Origin of the sequence: Streptomyces sp. NPDC059861 (genome assembly GCF_042731435.1) — a bacterium.
In the GTDB taxonomy this organism is placed as follows: Bacteria; Actinomycetota; Actinomycetes; order Streptomycetales; family Streptomycetaceae; genus Streptomyces.
Map to the genome: position 1 here is coordinate 43,760 of NZ_JBHWJQ010000009.1, position 16,860 is coordinate 60,619.

The 16,860-nt window shown below is 70.3% G+C and carries 14 protein-coding genes; 3 read left to right on the forward strand and 11 right to left on the reverse strand.

Going from position 1 to position 16,860, the window contains the following annotated elements; translation table 11 throughout:
- Positions 1-65 precede the first annotated feature (65 nt).
- The 7 genes from ACFV6X_RS10595 to ACFV6X_RS10625 all read right to left on the reverse strand — a co-directional run bounded on the left by ACFV6X_RS10595 (position 66) and on the right by ACFV6X_RS10625 (position 8,582).
- Positions 66-467 carry a cytidine deaminase gene (locus ACFV6X_RS10595; RefSeq protein WP_385380588.1) on the reverse strand — a complete coding sequence of 134 codons (402 nt, stop codon included), beginning with the start codon at positions 465-467 and terminating at the stop codon, positions 66-68.
- Positions 464-1,729 (reverse strand): ABC transporter permease, encoded by a 1,266-nt coding sequence (locus tag ACFV6X_RS10600; protein ID WP_385380591.1) that lies wholly within the window; start codon positions 1,727-1,729, stop codon positions 464-466. The genes ACFV6X_RS10595 and ACFV6X_RS10600 overlap by 4 nt, the downstream gene beginning before the upstream one ends.
- Positions 1,726-2,844 (reverse strand): ABC transporter permease, encoded by a 1,119-nt coding sequence (locus ACFV6X_RS10605; RefSeq protein WP_365449366.1) that lies wholly within the window; start codon positions 2,842-2,844, stop codon positions 1,726-1,728. The genes ACFV6X_RS10600 and ACFV6X_RS10605 overlap by 4 nt, the downstream gene beginning before the upstream one ends.
- Complete coding sequence (locus ACFV6X_RS10610; RefSeq protein WP_385380929.1) at positions 2,844-4,487, reverse strand: ABC transporter ATP-binding protein; 1,644 nt, start codon at positions 4,485-4,487, stop codon at positions 2,844-2,846. Before ACFV6X_RS10610 ends, ACFV6X_RS10605 begins: the two co-directional genes overlap by 1 nt.
- A 161-nt stretch (positions 4,488-4,648) precedes the next feature.
- Positions 4,649-5,698 carry a BMP family protein gene (locus tag ACFV6X_RS10615; protein WP_385380595.1) on the reverse strand — a complete coding sequence of 350 codons (1,050 nt, stop codon included), beginning with the start codon at positions 5,696-5,698 and terminating at the stop codon, positions 4,649-4,651.
- A 330-nt stretch (positions 5,699-6,028) separates the two neighbouring features.
- On the reverse strand, positions 6,029-7,081 hold the full coding sequence (locus ACFV6X_RS10620; protein ID WP_385380598.1) for a BMP family protein: 1,053 nt from the start codon (positions 7,079-7,081) through the stop codon (positions 6,029-6,031).
- A gap of 253 nt (positions 7,082-7,334) precedes the next feature.
- On the reverse strand, positions 7,335-8,582 hold the full coding sequence (locus ACFV6X_RS10625; RefSeq protein ID WP_385380932.1) for an amidohydrolase: 1,248 nt from the start codon (positions 8,580-8,582) through the stop codon (positions 7,335-7,337).
- A 265-nt stretch (positions 8,583-8,847) separates the two neighbouring features.
- Here ACFV6X_RS10625 and ACFV6X_RS10630 point away from each other — a divergent pair, with 265 nt between their 5' ends.
- Complete coding sequence (locus ACFV6X_RS10630; protein WP_385380601.1) at positions 8,848-9,507, forward strand: class I SAM-dependent DNA methyltransferase; 660 nt, start codon at positions 8,848-8,850, stop codon at positions 9,505-9,507.
- A 25-nt stretch (positions 9,508-9,532) separates the two neighbouring features.
- On the opposite strand, the gene ACFV6X_RS10635 is transcribed toward ACFV6X_RS10630, so the two are convergent.
- The 4 genes from ACFV6X_RS10635 to ACFV6X_RS10650 are packed head-to-tail and all read right to left on the reverse strand — an operon-like array spanning position 9,533 to position 14,288.
- Positions 9,533-10,597, reverse strand: coding sequence for a hypothetical protein (locus ACFV6X_RS10635; protein ID WP_385380603.1), 1,065 nt, complete (start codon positions 10,595-10,597; stop codon positions 9,533-9,535).
- Positions 10,598-10,654: 57 nt separating this feature from the next.
- Positions 10,655-11,593 carry an N-acetylneuraminate synthase family protein gene (locus tag ACFV6X_RS10640; RefSeq protein ID WP_365449376.1) on the reverse strand — a complete coding sequence of 313 codons (939 nt, stop codon included), beginning with the start codon at positions 11,591-11,593 and terminating at the stop codon, positions 10,655-10,657.
- Positions 11,594-11,607: 14 nt separating this feature from the next.
- Positions 11,608-12,888 (reverse strand): cytidylyltransferase domain-containing protein, encoded by a 1,281-nt coding sequence (locus tag ACFV6X_RS10645; RefSeq protein ID WP_385380606.1) that lies wholly within the window; start codon positions 12,886-12,888, stop codon positions 11,608-11,610.
- Positions 12,889-12,920: 32 nt separating this feature from the next.
- Positions 12,921-14,288, reverse strand: coding sequence for a DUF6716 putative glycosyltransferase (locus tag ACFV6X_RS10650; protein ID WP_385380609.1), 1,368 nt, complete (start codon positions 14,286-14,288; stop codon positions 12,921-12,923).
- Positions 14,289-14,486: 198 nt separating this feature from the next.
- On the opposite strand from ACFV6X_RS10650, the gene ACFV6X_RS10655 reads away from it, so the two are divergent.
- Positions 14,487-15,473, forward strand: coding sequence for a glycosyltransferase family 2 protein (locus tag ACFV6X_RS10655; protein WP_385380612.1), 987 nt, complete (start codon positions 14,487-14,489; stop codon positions 15,471-15,473).
- A complete protein-coding gene (locus tag ACFV6X_RS10660; RefSeq protein ID WP_385380615.1) occupies positions 15,473-16,804 on the forward strand; it encodes an alpha-2,8-polysialyltransferase family protein in 1,332 nt (443 codons plus the stop codon). The genes ACFV6X_RS10655 and ACFV6X_RS10660 overlap by 1 nt, the downstream gene beginning before the upstream one ends.
- Positions 16,805-16,860: the final 56 nt, after the last annotated feature.

The following is a 16,860-nucleotide window of genomic DNA, read 5'->3' on the forward strand; positions in this document are numbered from 1 at the left end:
CTTTCCTTCCGGGGATTGCGAAGAGTACGGCCCCTGCGGACGGGGTCCCAGGGGCCGTACGGGAGTTACGAGGAGAGGTGCTCCGGCCCGAAGGCGTGGGGCAGCATCTCGGACAGCGGCAGGATGCCCGCCGGGGTGTCCAGCAGCAGGCCGGGGCCGCCGAACTCGTACAGCAGCTGGCGGCAGCGGCCGCACGGGACGAGCAGCTCGCCCCGGCCGTCCACGCACGTGAAGTGCGTCAGCCGGCCCCCGCCGGTGCGGTGCAGCTCCGAGACCAGCCCGCACTCGGCGCACAGGGAGATGCCGTACGAGGCGTTCTCGACGTTGCAGCCGGCGACGGTACGCCCGTCGTCGACCAGGGCGGCGACGCCGACCGCGTAGCCGGAGTAGGGGGCGTACGCGTGGGTCATGGCCTCGCGGGCCACCGTGCGCAGCGCCTCCCAGTCGACATCGGCGGGCGGCGTCACTTGCCCTGTCCCTTCCGGTACGGCAGACCGTCGGCCTTGGGCGGCCGCAGTCGCTGCGCCGAGAGCGCGAGGACGACCAGCGTGATGACGTACGGCGTGGCGGAGACGACCTGGTTGGGGACCTCGTTGGTGGTGGCGTACCAGGCGAAGACCAGGGCGCCGGCGACGAGGGTGATGGCCGCGTTGACGTACTTCTTGCGGATCACCATCCAGACGGCGCCGATGATCAGCAGCAGCGCGCCGAGCAGCAGCAGGGCGTGGACGTTCTCGGAGCCGCCGCGCAGGTTGAGGCTGTCGGTGTAGCCGAACAGGCCGGCGCCGATGGCGAGTCCGCCCGGCATCCAGTTGCCGAAGATCATCGCGGCGAGACCGATGTAGCCGCGACCGCTGACCTGGCCCTCCAGGTAGAAGGGGTTGGCGACGATGGAGAGGAAGACACCGCCGAGGCCGGCCAGGCCGCCGGAGATGACGACCGCGATGTACTTGTACTTGTAGACGTTCACGCCGAGCGACTCGGCCGCGACCGGGTTCTCGCCGCAGGAGCGCAGCCGCAGGCCGAACGGGGTGCGCCACAGGATCCACCAGGTGGCGGGGATCAGGGCGATGGCGACCAGGGTCAGCCAGGAGACATTGGTGACCAGGCCGCCGAGCAGGCCTGCGAGGTCGGAGATCAGGAACCAGCCCTGGTTGTTGAGTTCCCTCAGGCCGTCGGACAGGCCCGGCACGGTGAAGTGCCCGAGGGAGTCGACCGCCGGGGACTGCTTGGCGGAGCCGCCCGCGTGGCCCTCGAAGGCGAGGGGGGCCAGGTAGCGGGTGGCGCCGAGGGCGAGGATGTTGATGGCCACACCGGAGACGATGTGGTTGACGTTGAAGGTGACGGTGACGAAGGCGTGCAGCAGGCCGCCGATCGCGCCGCCGAGCACGCCCACGAGGACACCCGTCCACGGGCCCCACTGGAAGCCCGCCCAGGCTCCGAACCAGGTGCCGAGGATCATCATGCCTTCGAGGCCGATGTTGACCACGCCCGCGCGCTCTGCCCAGAGGCCGCCGAGGCCGGCGAGGCCGATCGGCACGGCGAGCTGGAGCGCGGTGGACATCTGGCTGACGTTGGTGATGCCGTCGGCGCCGGTGATGATGCGGACGAGCGAGGTCAGCGCCAGGGCTCCGGCGATGATCAGCAGCAGGACGGGCCACGACAGGCGGCGGCCGGTCGGCGCCGCGGGCTGCAGCGTGGGCTGGTTGACGTCGGTCGCGGTGGTCATCGGCCAGCCACCTCCTTCGTGTTGTGGGCGCCGAGGACGTGACCGGCGGCGAGTTCGGCGCCGACGCGGCGCTGCTGGCGACGCAGACCCCATTCGCGGACGGCCTCGTAGGAGACCACGACCGAGAGCACGATCAGGCCCTGCATGATGACCGCGATCTCCTTGTCGTAGCCGTGGAAGTCCAGCTCGGGCGAGGCCTTGTCGAGCCAGGCCCACAGCAGGGCGGCGAACGCGATGCCGACCGGGCTGTTACGGCCGAGCAGGGCGATGCCGATGCCCAGGAAGCCGATGCCGGTGGGGAAGTTGAGGCTGTACGTGTGGGTGTCGCCGAGCAGGATCGGCAGGCCCGCGAGACCGGCGAGGGCGCCGGAGATGAGCATGGCGGTCAGCGTCATCCGCTTGGGGTCGACGCCGGAGGCCGCGGCGGCGGACTCGGAGGCGCCGGAGGCGCGCAGGTCGAAGCCGAAGCGGGTGCGGTTGAGGACGACCCAGTAGCCGATGCCGAGCAGCACGGCGAGTACGACCAGGCCGTAGATCTCGCCGGCCGCGCCCATGTCGATGCCGGGCACCCAGCCCGAGGAGTGCATCTCGCCGGTGGTGTTGTTGTTGCCGACCTTGACGCCGAAGACGCTCGGCAGCCACAGGTAGCCGATGACGGAGGTGGCGATCGCGTTCAGCATGATCGTCGCGACGACCTCGCTGACGCCCCGGGTGACCTTCAGGACACCCGCGATACCGGCCCAGAAGGCGCCCGTGAACAGCGCGGTGAGGAGCAGCAGCGGGATCTGGATCACGGCCGGCAGGTTCATGTGGGCGCCGACGACGGCGGCCATCATGGCGGCGAGCTGGTACTGGCCGTCGACACCGATGTTGAACAGGTTCATCCGGAAGCCGATGGCCACCGCGAGCGCCGCGATGTAGTACATCGAGGCCTGGTTGATGATCAGGACCTGGATGTCGGAGAAGCCGGCCTGCTCGAACATCACGGCGAACGGCTCGACCGGGTTCTTGCCGGAGGCGATCAGCACGATCGCGCTGAGCACGAAGGCCACGGCGAGCGCGATGACCGGTCCGGCCACCGCGAGGAGCACGCGCTCCTTGTCGAACTTCTTCATCAGCGGGCCTCGTCTTCCGGAGCCTCGGGAGACTTGCGGATCTCGGGGGTCTCGGGGGTGTCTGCCGGGGTCTCGGGGGTCTCTTCGTGCTCCAGGTGACCGGTCGCGGCACCCGTCATGGCGGAGCCCAGCTCCTCCGGGGTGATGGTGGCGGGGTCGGCGTCGGCGACCAGTCGGCCGTTGTAGATCACCCGGAGCGTGTCGGACAGGCCGATCAGCTCGTCCAGGTCGGCGGAGATCAGCAGCACGGCCAGGCCCTCGCGGCGGGCCTCCCTGATGTGGTCCCAGATCGCGGCCTGCGCGCCGACGTCCACACCACGGGTGGGGTGGGCGGCGATCAGGAAGCGCGGCTTGTGGCTCATCTCGCGGCCGACGATCAGCTTCTGCTGGTTGCCGCCGGAGAGCGAGGCGGCGGTGACGTCGATGCCGGGGGTGCGGACGTCGTAGGCCTCGACGATGCGGCGCGTGTCCTCCTGCGCGGCCTTCGGGTCCAGCCAGACGCCCTTGGCGTTGGGCTTCTCGGTGACGTGACCGAGGATGCGGTTCTCCCAGAGGGGGGCCTCCAGGAGCAGGCCGTGCCGGTGGCGGTCCTCGGGGATGTAGCCGACGCCCTGCTCGCGGCGCTTGCGGGTGGGCCAGCCGGTGATCTCCTCGTCGGTGAGGGCGATCGTGCCGGAGTCGGCGTGGCGCAGGCCGATCAGCGCGTCGACCAGCTCGGTCTGGCCGTTGCCCTCGACGCCCGCGATGCCCAGGACCTCGCCGGCGTGGATGGTGAAGGTGATGTCGTCCAGCAGGGCCTTGCCGCCGGGGGCGGCCAGGCGCAGTTTGTCGACGGTCAGGACCGGGCGGTCGGTGACCGTGGACTCGGCGGTCTCCGGCGTGGGCAGTTCGCTGCCGACCATCATCTCGGCGAGCTGGCGCGGGGTGGTCTCGGCGGGGACGGCCGTGCCGACGGTCGTGCCACGGCGGATGACGGTGATCTCGTCGGCGACGGAGAGGACCTCGCCCAGCTTGTGCGAGATGAAGATGACCGACAGGCCCTCGGACTTCAGCTCCCGCAGGTTGGCGAAGAGCGCGTCCACCTCCTGCGGCACGAGCACGGCGGTCGGCTCGTCGAGGATCAGCGTGGTGGCGCCGCGGTAGAGGACCTTGAGGATCTCCACGCGCTGGCGGGCGGCGACGCCGAGTTCCTCGACCAGGACGTCGGGGCGCACGCCGAGACCGTAACGCTCGGAGATCTCCTTGATCTTGCGGCGGGCCTTGGCGCCGATGCCGTACAGCTTCTCGCTGCCGAGGACCACGTTCTCCAGCACGGTGAGGTTGTCGGCCAGCATGAAGTGCTGGTGCACCATGCCGATACCGCGCGTGATGGCGTCGGCCGGGCTGTGCAGGGAGACCTGCTCGCCGTCGATGGTGATGGTGCCCTCGTCCGGCTTCTGCATGCCGTAGAGGATCTTCATCAGCGTCGACTTGCCGGCGCCGTTCTCGCCGACGAGGGCGTGCACGGTGCCCTTGCGGACGCTGAGGTGGATGTCGTGGTTGGCCACGACTCCCGGGAAACGCTTGGTGATCCCGGCGAGTTCGACGGCGGTCGCCTGACCGTGGACCGCCGCTCCGGCCGGAGGGCTGCTGGACGCGTTGATGGCGCACTCTCCTGGGGACGGGGGCCGTCTACGCGCGTAGTGCCCCTACGGCATACAAAGCGGGGCGACGCGCCGGGACAACGGGGTACAGGGAGGCCGACTCCCCGTACCCCGTTGAGCGGACGTAACCCCGCGGTTACCGACTGCTCGGCAACGGCTTGTCAGCTGCTCTTGACCTTGATCTCGCCGTTGATGATCTTCTCCTTGGCCGCTTCGATGGCTTCCTGGAGCTCGGCGTCGTCCGCGAACTTCGGGTTGGAGTCCGCGAGGCCCACCTCGCCGCTCTTCAGATCGCCCCTGACGATACCGGTCTCGGGCTTGCCGTCCTCAACCGACTTCGCAAGGTGGTAGACGGCCTTGGCGACGTCCTTGGTGGCCGACGTGAGGATCGAGTCCTTGTACTTCGCGAGGGCTTCCTGCTTGTACTGGTCGGAGTCGACACCGATCGCCCACACCTTGTTGGCGGCGGCGGCCTCGATCACACCCTGACCGGACAGACCGGCCGCCGCGTAGACGACGTCGGCCTTCTTCTCGATCTGGCCCTCGGCGGCCGTCTTGCCCTTGTCGGGGCTGGAGAAGCCACCCTCCTCGGCGGTCTGGGTGAGGTACTGGGAGAGGACCTTGACCTTCGGGTCGGTGTCCTTGACGCCCTGCTCGAAGCCCGCCTGGAACTTGTGGATCAGCGGGATGTCCACGCCGCCGACGAAGCCGACGACATCGGTCTTGGTGCTCTTGGCGGCGGCCACACCGGCCAGGTACGAGGCCTCCTCCTCGGAGAAGACCAGGTCGGCCACGTTGTCCGCCTGGACCTGGGAGTCGTCGACGATGCCGAAGGTGGTGTCGGGGTACTTGGCCGCGACCTCCTTCACGGCGGGCGCGTACGCGTAGCCCACGCCGATCACCGGGTTGTGGCCCTGCTTCGCCAGCGACGCGAGGCGCTGCGCCTTGTCGGCGTCCGTCTCGCCCTCGGTGGGCTCGATGTCGGCCGTCTCGTACTTGAACTCGGCCTTCGCCTGCTCCAGGCCGGCGTACGCGGCGTCGTTGAAGGACTGGTCGCCCTTGCCGCCGACGTCGTAGGCGATGGCGAGGCCCTTGTCGCCCTTGGAGTCCGAGGACGAACTCTCGGTCGAGGTACCGCCGCAGGCGGAGAGGGCGAGGGCGAGGGAGGCGGTCGCTGCGCCTGCGACCGCGATGCGGGAAACCCGGCGCATGTGGGGTGCTCCTGTCGTACTGGCGGATCCGGAGTGTGCGGGTGCGTTCCCGCGCCGTTCAGTGCGTGCCCGCACTTCTCCGGGGTGCAGCGCCGCACGGTTGAGCTTCGGCGCTGGCTTCGCCGCAGATTAACGCGCGTAGACCAGCCTGAAAACCCCTTCTGTCCACCTTGTTATGCGGCCGTGGCCAACGGCACTCCGGGTCCAGGTCAGAAGCTTGCCACCCGCAAAGGGTGCGGGGGCCGCCGGGGACGGCGAAGCGGGCGGGTGCTCAGGGCACCCGCCCGCTTCGTGCGGATCTGCTCTTTTTGCCTGCTCAGCAGCCGGCCGCTACTCCGTCTTGACCTTGATCGAGCCGTCGATGATGCCCGCCTTGGCCTCCTCCACGGCGTCCTGAAGGCCCGCGACCTTCGCGTACTCCGGGTTGGAGTCGGACAGGCCCACACCGTCCACCTTCAGGTCGAAGGTCTGGACGCCGGTCAGCGGCTTGCCGCCCTCGACGGACTTCGCCAGCTCGTACACCGCACCGCCGACGTCCTTGAGCGCGGAGGTGAGGATGAAGCCCTTGTACGTGGCCAGCGCCTCCTGCTGGTACTGGTCCGAGTCGACGCCGATCGCCCAGACCTTCGCCTTGGCGGCGGCCTCGATCACGCCCTGACCGGACAGGCCGGCCGCCTGGTAGACGACGTCGGCCTTCTTCTCGATCTGGCCCTCGGCGGCGGCCTTGCCCTTGTCGGGGCTGGAGAAGCCGCCCTCCTCGGCGGTCTGCGTCAGGTACTGCGAGACGACCTTGACCTTGCCGCCGCCGGTCGCCTCGACGCCCTGCTTGAAGCCGGCCTCGAACTTGTGGATCAGCGGGATGTCCACACCGCCGATGAAGCCGACGGTGTTGGTCTTGGTGGCCTTGGCGGCGGCGACGCCGGCGAGGTAGGAGGCCTGCTCCTCGGCGAAGACGAGGGAGGCGACGTTCTTGCCCTCGACGACGGAGTCGACGATGCCGAAGGTGGTGTCCGGGTACTTCGCGGCGATGGCCGTCATCGCGGGGCCGTAGGCGAAGCCGACGCCGATGACGGGGTTGTAGCCCTGCTTGGCCAGGGAGGCCAGGCGCTGTTCCTTGTCGGCGTCGGTCTCGCCCTCGGTGGGCTCGATGTCGGCGGTCTTGTAGCCGTACTCGTCCGCGGCCTTCTTCAGGCCGGCGTACGCGGCGTCGTTGAAGGACTGGTCGCCCTTGCCGCCGATGTCGTACGCGATGGCGAGGCCGAGGTCCTCCTTGGTGTCGCTGTCTCCGCCGCTGTCACTGCTGGTACCGCCGCAGGCCGTGGCGGCGAGGGCGAGCGACGCGACCCCCACCGCGACGCGGGTCAGTCTGGATATCCGACGCATCTGAAGTTCCCCATTCTCCAAAGCCCCGCAGTGGGCGCTCGGTTCGGCGCACATTAACGCGCGTAGACACTCCTGGGAACGGGGTTCCTCGTGGCCGTTATCCATTCGTGCCGGTGGCCGGTTACATGCGTGTGAACCACCGGCTCGAATGGTGTGCGCCTGGGGCGATCCCGGCGTGCTTCAGGGCGGGTCCGACCGCTACGCGCAAGGCTGCCGCGCAGGCCCGGGGGCCGCAACCGGAACGACCCCGGAACTACCGGCCGGCGTCGAGCAGGGCCGCGGCCGTGAACAGCTCCACGCCCACCTTGATCGCGGACTCGTCCACGTCGAAGTCGCCCTGGTGGAGGTCGCGGACCGTGCGCTCGCCCGGGGTGCGGACGCCGAGGCGGGCCATGGCACCGGGGACCTGCTCCAGGTACCAGGAGAAGTCCTCGCCACCCAGGCTCTGGTCAGTGCCCTCGACCGACGCGGCGCCGCGGCGCGCGGTCATGGCGTCGGCGAGGAGTTCGGTGACGCCGGGCTCGTTGACGACGGGCGGAACGCCACGGACGTAGTTGATCTCGGACTTGGCGCGATGCAGGTTGGCCACCTCGTCGATCGCCGCGTGGACGATGTCGGGGGCGTCCCGCCACGCCACCATGTCCAGGCACCGCACGGTCCCGGAGAGCTCGGCGTGCTGCGGGATGACGTTCGGGGCGTGCCCGGACTCGATACGTCCCCACGTCACCGCCAGGCCGCTGCGGGTGTCCACGCGGCGGGCGACCAGCGCCGGCACGTCGGTGACCACGCGGGCGACGGCGGTGACCAGGTCGGTCGTCAGATGCGGCCGGGCGGTGTGGCCGCCGGGGCCGTCCAGGGCGATCTCCAGCCGGTCGCAGGCGGAGGTGATCGGGCCCTCGCGCAGGCCGATCGTCCCGGCGTCCACCCGGGGGTCGCAGTGCACGGCGATGATCCGCTTCACCCCGTCGAGCACCCCGCAGTCGATGGCCTCGGCGGCACCACCGGGCAGCACCTCCTCGGCGGGCTGGAAGACCAGCCGCACGGGCTGCGGCAGCAGTCCCTGCCGGTGCAGGTCGGCGAGGATCAGTCCGGTGCCCAGGACGACGGAGGTGTGTACGTCATGGCCGCAGGCGTGCGCCCGGTCGGGGACGGTCGAGCGGTACGGGCACTCGGTCTTGGCGTCCGGGATGGGCAGGGCGTCGATGTCCGCCCGCATGGCGAGCATCTCGGGCCCGTCGCGCCACTGATCCCCTTCCACGCCGATGTCACAGACGAGACCGGTGCCGGCGGCGAGTACGCGCGGACGGAGGCCGGCCTTCTCCAGCCGGGCCTTGATCGCGGCGGTCGTACGGAACTCCTGGTTGCCGAGCTCCGGGTGCATGTGCAAGTCGCGTCGGAACGCGACGAGTTCGGCACGCAGCGGCTCGGGGAGCGTGCCGGGAAGGCCGGCTCCCGCCGCTTCGGCGGCTCCGAGGAGGTCGGCGTCGGACTCCAGTGACATCAGTTGCTTCACCCTCTGAAGGGTAGGACGCCCGGACGGCCAACTGACCCGAGATCAACAAAACTTCAGCCCGTTAGGGGAAGAAAACCTGGCCGTCGAGCGCATAGGTATCGGTTCGGGTGGGTAAACTCGCCCGATTTCCTCCCGTCGGGCAGATCACGGGTACCACCACTCCTCCACGCATACCACGCCCGGCCCCACCCGCGCGCTTCCGTTCACCTGACGGACCCCCGTGGCGCACGCCCGCGCGGTAGCCTGCGCGACCGTGACCGATCTGGACACGGCCTTCCTGGAGGCCACCCGTACCTGGTACGACACCATCGCCGCCGACTACGCGTCCGCCTTCCCCGAGGCGATGGGCGGCGTCCCCTTCGACCGGGCCCTGGTCAGCGCGTTCGCGGAGCTGGCCCGGCCCCACTCCCCCGCCCCGGTGGCCGACCTCGGCTCCGGGCCCGGGCATGTCACCGCGCTGGTGCACGACCTCGGCGTTCCGGTGTTCGGCGTGGACCTGTCACCCAGAATGGTGGCGCTGGCCCGGCGCGCGTACCCCGCGCTGCGCTTCCACGTGGGCACGATGACCCGTCTGGACCTGCCGGACGCGACGCTGGGCGGCATCCTGGCGCTCTTCTCGATCATCCATGTGCCGGACGACCACCTGCCGGACGCGTTCGCCGAGTTCCACCGCGTCCTGCGGCCCGGCGCCCCCGTGCTGCTGTCCTTCCAGGTGGCCGACGGGCAGGACCGCCTCCACCTGACGGAGCGCTTCGGGCACGAGATCGCCCTGGACCATCACTGGCGTACGCCCGAAAAGGTGGCGCGGCTGCTCGGCAAGGCCGGGCTGGACGTGTACGCCCGTGCCCTGCGCGAGCCGGACGAGGACGAGCGGTATCCCAAGGCGTTCCTGCTGGTCCGCAAGCCGCGCTAGGCCCGCCGCGGGCGCTCCGGAGGCCCTAGACGGCCTGCACCGCGGACAGGCGGTGCACGTCCCGCGCCGTCCCCGTCACGCCGTCCAGGAAGCCCTGGGCGCGGGGTGAGGCCGTCCGGGTGAGCCAGTCGGGGTCGATGTCGCAGACGGCGACGCGGACCTCGGTGCCGGCCAGCGCGAGCGGCAGGGTGTGGACCACCGTGGACGGGAAGCTGAGGATGGTGCGGCCCACCGGGCCGCGCCGGGCGATGAGCTCCAGCGGGAGGTCGGGGCGGACCACCTCCAGACCGGTCTCCACCGCCAGCCGGTGGAGCTTCTCGACGCTCTCGCGGCGGTGGGCGAAGTAGCGGCGGGCCCCGTGCGCCTTGGCGAGGGAGCTCACCGCCTCCAGATAGCGGTCGGCGTCCACGACGCCGGTCTCCACCAGCGACGTGCCGACCATGTCCGCGCCCTTGGTGATGCGCGGCGGGCCGAAGCGGGCCCGGGTCCAGGCGAAGTCGTTCGCGGTGACCGTGACACCGTCCGGCGTCTGTTCGATGGGCATCGAGGAGAACACCTCGACCCGGCGGTCCCCGCCCGGCGTCAGGCGACGCCGGGCCGAGGACGACACCGGGGCGAAGAGCAGATCACGCGGGCCGGGGCGGGCGCCCCGCCGGTGCCAGCGCACCAGGCGTTCGCCGCGGGCGAGCTGGGTGACGAACTCCATCGTCGCCGTCCCGTCGTCCACGACCACGAGCTCGCTCGCCCGGGTGATGGTGAGCAGCAGCTGCACGTAGCGCGAGAACGGATCGCCCATCACGATCCGGTCCGCGCGGCGCAGCACTCCCATGAGCCCGCCGATCGTCTGGAAGGGTGCGGACGCGCCGCCGCGCGCCTCCTCCCAGCGGACCTCGTAGCCCTCCTCGCGCGCCAGTTCCGCCATCCGCCGCAGCTGGCCGCGGGTCATCGGATCGACGGGCGAGAGGACGACAAGGGTGAGCCCCGCGCCGGGCGTGTGGGCATGTGCCCACTCCAGCACGTTCAGGAGCTGTACCGGACTCTCGACGAAGGCGAGAGTGCGAGGGCCGGCATTCCCGGCGCGGGGGCTCATCGGCGTACGACCGTCCCGTGATCAGGCGTTGTGGGAGTTGTTGGGCTGACGTGGATGTCAGACCTGGACGGGCTCGCCGGCCGCGGCGGCGATCTCCGCCTCGGCGACGACGCCCTGGACGCGGCGCAGCTTCTTCATCGGGCCGAGCTCCGACTCGTAGACCTGCTTGACGCCGTCACCGAGGGAGGCCTCGATGGTGCGGATGTCGCGCACGAGGCGCTGCAGGCCCTGCGGCTCGACGGAGGCGGCCTGGTCCGAGCCCCACATGGCGCGGTCGAGGGTGATGTGACGCTCGACGAAGGTGGCGCCGAGGGCGACGGCGGCCAGCGTGGTCTGCAGGCCGGTCTCGTGGCCGGAGTAGCCGATCGGGACGTTCGGGTACTCCTTCTCCAGCGTGTTGATCACGCGGAGGTTGAGCTCCTCGGCCTTCGCCGGGTAGGTCGAGGTGGCGTGGCAGAGCAGGATGTTGTCACTGCCCAGGACCTCGACGGCGTGGCGGATCTGCCTCGGCGTCGACATGCCGGTGGAGAGGATGACCGAACGGCCGGTGGCGCGCAGCGCCTTCAGCAGCTCGTCGTCGGTGAGGGACGCGGACGCGACCTTGTGGGCCGGGACGTCGAACTTCTCCAGGAAGGCGACGGCCTCGGTGTCCCACGGGGAGGCGAACCAGTCGATGTTCTTCGACTTGCAGTACTCGTCGATCTTGCGGTAGTCGTCCTCACCGAACTCCACGCGGTGGCGGTAGTCGATGTAGGTCATCCGGCCCCAGGGGGTGTCGCGCTCGATGTCCCACTGGTCGCGCGGGGTGCAGATCTCCGGGGTGCGCTTCTGGAACTTGACCGCGTCGCAGCCCGCCTCGGCGGCCACGTCGATGAGCTTGAAGGCGTTCTCCAGGTCACCGTTGTGGTTGATACCGATCTCGCCGCAGATGTAGACGGGCTTGCCGGGGCCGACCTCGCGGGAACCGAAGGTACGGAGGCGGGAGTTGGTGCTCATGGCAGGAACTTTCCTTACTTGGTGGAGGGGTCGAGAGAGTCGAGAGAGGGACCGAGGATCCAGCCGGCGATCTCTCGGATCGCGCCGACACCACCGGGGACGGTGGTGACCGCGCGTGCGGCGCCGCGTACGACGTCGTGGGCGCTCGCGACCGCGACGGGCCAGCCGACGAGGGCGAAGCACGGGAGGTCGTTGACGTCGTTGCCGACGTAGAGCACGCGCTCCGGCGCGATGCCCTGCTCCTCGCACCACTGCTTCAGCGCGAGGTCTTTCCGGTCGACGCCGTGCAGCACCGGGATCTTCAGCTTCCGGGCCCGGGCGGCGACGACCGGGTTCTGCTCCGTGGACAGGATCAGCATCTTCAGACCGCTGCGCCGCAGGGCCGCGATGCCGAGACCGTCACCGCGGTGCACGGAGACGAACTCCCGTCCATCGGCGTCGATCAGCACCCTGTCGTCGGTCTGGGTGCCGTCGAAGTCGAGTACGACCGCGTCGATGTCGGCGGCGGTCGGAAGGGCGCCGGGCCGGTCCGCGTCGAAGAGCGGGGCCAGGGCGCGGGCGCGCGCGAGGTCGTGCGGGTCGTCGACCTCCAGCACGCGGGCGGGGTCGGTGCGCACCAGCTCGGTGCGGCCGAAGAAGCGGTGCTTGTGCTCGCGGAAGCCGGCCGCGTCCATCGCGTAGGCGGCGCCGGTCTCCAGCAGGTCCTGGGGGCGGTCCTGGCGGCGCGGGCGGAAGGACTTGTCGTGGTTGACGCCGTAGCCGCCGCCGGTGCTGCGGGAGTCGGCCGCGGTGACCACGTCGTCGGCGGCCGCCTCGGCGTCCGCGTCCCGCCAGATGAAGCCGTGGAAGGGCGCCACGGTGACCGCGGTGTCGGCGCCGTTCTCGACGACCGCGCCGGCCACCCCGTCGATGTCCTCGCGGATCACGAACGGGCTGGTGCACTGCACGAGCAGCACCGCGTCGACCTGGGAGCCGTGCAGCGCCTCGTGGGCGTCCATGGCGTGCAGGACGGCGGCCTCGGAGGTGGCGGTGTCACCGGCGATAGCGGCGGGACGCAGCACGACCTCGGCGCCGGCCGAGCGGGCGGCGGCGGCGATGGCCTGGTCGTCGGTGGAGACGACGACGTCGGTCACGAGGCGGGAGGCCCGGCACTCGCGCACCGCGCGTGCCACCAGCGGTACGCCGCCGACCGGGGCGAGGTTCTTCGCGGGCACGCCCTTGGAGCCGCCGCGCGCGGGGATCACCGCGAGCACACGGCGCACCGTCGCGCCTTGGCCCGCTTCCGGGTTGGACATGGGAACTACTCCTTGACCAGGGTTGATGCGGCTCACAGCTCCCCCATCCGCCGGATGACGGGCGCGACCCGCTGGACGCCGTGCCGGTAGGCACCTCGTGCGGCGCGACGCACTATCTGGCGCACCGGACCGGGCTCCTTGTCGTGCGCGGGGGCGCCGGGCAGCGGGGTGCCGTCGGGACCGAGGTGGTGCCGGGCGAGGATGCCGGGCAGATAGCCGGGGGCGGTCACCGGCGTGTAGTACGGCGTCAGGGGCGCCAAGCCGCCGGGCTGCCGGAGCAGCTTGGCGATCCGCTCCCGGGCCGCGTCGAAGGCGGTCTCGTACGAGCCTCCCCCAAAGGGGGGACCCCCAGCGGCGACGCCCTGCCGGGCGACCCACTCGGTGTCCGGCGTGGGCCGGTGCCCGGCGTCGAGCTGGTCCCAGGAGGCGAGGCAGCCGGAGCCGACGAAGTGGTGGTTGCCCAGCACCTCACGGACACCGAGGTCGGAGAGGACGACGGTGGGGATCCGGCGGTGCAGCGACTCCAGCGCGGCCGTCGAGCTGACCGTGACGAGCAGGTCCGTGCGGTCCAGGACCTCGCCCATGTTGCCGTAGACGAGCTTGAAGTTGGGCGGCAGTTCGCCGAGCTTCTGCGCGAGCTTCTGGTACGGCAGTTCCTCGATGTGCGTGGTGTGCTCGCCGGGCCTGGAGCGCAGCTTGAGCAGCACCTCGCGCTCGGGGTGCAGCCGCGCGTGCTGGACCAGGCGGTTCAGCAGGTAGGTGCGGTCCCTGCGGTTCTCGGGGACCGAAGGCTGGGCGGCGAAGACGACCGTGTACGGGTCGTGTTCGCCCGTGTACTTGGCGCCACCCAGGAACGGCAGTGCGACCTCGGTGACCGCGGTGGAGTCGGCGCCGACCCCGTCGTACACCTCGCGGAAGCGCTCGGCGTCCTGGCGGGAGTTGGCGAGGACGAGATCCGCGCCGTGCCGCAGCAGCAGACCGTCGGCGAGCTTCTCGTAGACGACGCCGACGTAGCCGGTGACGACGACGGGCCGCTTCTCGCGGTCCTCCCAGACACGCCGCAGGCCGTGCAGCATCGCCTGGACACCGCCGCCGACCAGGGAGAGGACCAGCACGTCGTACGACTCCCGCGCCATGGTGCGCAGAAACTCGACGGCCGTCACCTCTGTGAGGGAATCGGCGCGCACGCCCACTTCCTCGAGCTGGCGGGGCGTGGGGGTGGCCCGGCCGCGCAGCAGAAATCCGTCCAGGGCGGGGGCGACTTGCGTCCCGCCTTGCGATCCGGCTTCCATGGATGGGCCCGGAGCGATACGGCTCGCCGTCAGCGCACCCCATTTCCAGCGGGTGTCCGAGTCGGCGAGTACTGCGATCCGCGTGGGCTTCGTTGTACTTGGTGGCACGCCCTAGACGCTAGGAAGCAATTTCGAGTTACTGGCCAACCACGCCTCAACGAAAAGTTAACAGCAACCCACCGAGAGCCGAACTGGCTCGCCGAAGCCCAGGAAGTACACGGGATGCACCGTTCCGACACATCGAGTTCACCCTCCGTACCCTCACCGGAAAGTTCCGCAGCGGGGCCGCCTCCTAGGCTTTCGCAGGTGCCAAAGCTTTCCGTGATCGTGCCGTTCTACAACGTGCAGCAATACGCCCCGGACAACCTGAGAAGCCTTCGCGCGAACGCCCGGCAGGACTTCGAGTTCATCTTGGTCGACGACAAATCGAAGGACGAGACGCCGGCCATTCTCGAACGTGCGGCCGAAGAGCTCTCCGCGGTCGCCCAGGTGCGCTATATCCGCAGAGAGGAAAACGGAGGGCTGGCCACCGCCCGGAACTCCGGCCTCGAGGTCGCGACCGGCGAATACATCACCTTCCTGGACGGTGACGACTGGCTCGCCCCCGGCTACTACAGCGAGCTGGTCGCGGCCATCGAGCGGCTGGGCTGCGACTTCGTCCGCACCGACCACGTCCAGGCCACCCACCGCGCCCGCACCGTGCACCGCGTCCCCGTAGGGCTCCGGGACGAGGTCATGAACCCCCGTGACGCCATCCTGCCCGCCGACCGCACGACCTCGGTCGACTACGCCTACGCCTGGGCCGGTGCCTTCCACCGCCGGCTGCTGGACAAGGGTGTCCTGCACTTCACCGACGGACTGCGCACGGCCGAGGACCGGCCGTGGATCTGGAAGCTGCACCGCGAGGCGGAGTCCTTCGCCGTGGTGAGCCTGCTCGGCGTGTTCTACCGGCGCGGTGTCGCCGGCTCCCTCACGCAGATCGGTGACGTCCGTCAGCTCGACTTCATCCGCGCCTTCGACCAGGTGATCGAGGAGACGGCGGCCGACCGCGACGCCGAGCGGCTGCTGCCCAAGGCCGTGCGCACCTACTGCGCGATCATCGCCCACCACCTGTCGGAGATCGACAAGTTCGAACCGTCCGTGGCCAAGCAGTTGCGGGTCATGAGCGCGGCGGCCATAAAGCGCATGCCGCAGGACGCCCTCGGCGACGTACTCGACACCATGGACCTGCGGCGCGCCTCCAAGCTGCGGCGGCTGCGGCGCCGGATCACCACAGCGAAGGCGGCTGCCTGATGTCCCGTACCACCCAGATCTTCTGCGTCTCCACGCTGTACGGCGCGGCGACGCTCGCCGCCGCGATCGACTCCGACTGCTTCGAGGAACCCGACCGGCGCGTGCTGCTGGTCTTCAACAACTCGGCGACCCCGGAGACCACACCGGCCGTCGACGAGATGCCGGGCTTCAGCACGCTGCGCGACCACTTCGACGACGTCCTGTCGTTCAACGAGGCGATCCACCCCTTCCACCCCGGCGCCTGGCAGCCGCGCCCCGACGACATGCCGCTGTTCGAGCGCTATCTGCGGCTGCTGTGGGGGCTGGGCGACGACCGGGTCGAGCTGGTCGTGGAGTCCATCCAGGTCAACCCGGCGCTCGCGCTGGCGCAGATCTTCACCGGCGCCCCGGTCCATGTCTACGCCGACGGCCTGATGAGTTACGGCCCCACCCGCAACAAGCTCGACCCGCTGGTCGGCACGCGCGTCCGGCGCCTGCTGCACCTGGATCTCGTACCCGGTCTCACCCCGCTGCTGCTGACCGAGTTCGACGTGCCGGCGCAACTGGTGCCGACAGACGCGTTCCTCAAGGTCATGAGCGGCCTCACCGGCGTCGCCGGGGATCTGCCCGACCTGCCGGACAACGCCGCGCTGCTGCTCGGCCAGTACCTGTCCGCGCTGAACATCCTCTCCCCCGCCGAGGAGGAGAACCTCCATGTGCGGATGCTGCGCGGGGCGGTGCAGCGCGGGCACCGCGCCGTCGTGTTCAAGCCGCACCCCACCGCGCCGGCCCGCTACAGCCGCGCCCTGGAGGCGGAGGCCGGGAAGCTCGGCGTCGAGCTCACGGTGCTGGACACCCCCGTCCTCGCCGAGGTGCTGTTCGCCAAGGCCCGGCCCGCGCTGGTCGTCGGCTGCTTCTCGACCGCGCTGTTCACCGCGTCCGCGTTCTACGACCTGCCGGTCGCCCGTATCGGCACCGAGCCGCTGCTGGACCGGCTGACGCCGTACCAGAACAGCAACCGGCTGCCGGTCACCCTGGCGGACGCGCTGCTGCCCGACCTGGAGAACCGCAAGAGCGAGGAGCCGGTCGCGGACGAACTGCTCACCGGGCTGGTCACCGCGGTCGGCTTCACCATGCAGCCGCAGATCCAGTCGAGCCTGCGGCCCGCGACGGAGCGGTTCCTCTCCCAGCACCTCGGCCCGCGCACCCAGCGCTACTTCAAGAAGCGCCGGCTCACCTCGCAGGGCCTGCCCGGCGGCATCCCCGAGCGGCTGTCCTTCCTGCCCCGCAACTCCGCGGCACGCCGGGTGGTGCGCCGGGCGCGGGCGTTGAAGAAGGCCGTGAAGCGGTAAATGAAGAGGGCGTGAACAGGGCACGAAATCCGCGGGAACCGAAAAGCGAATATCCG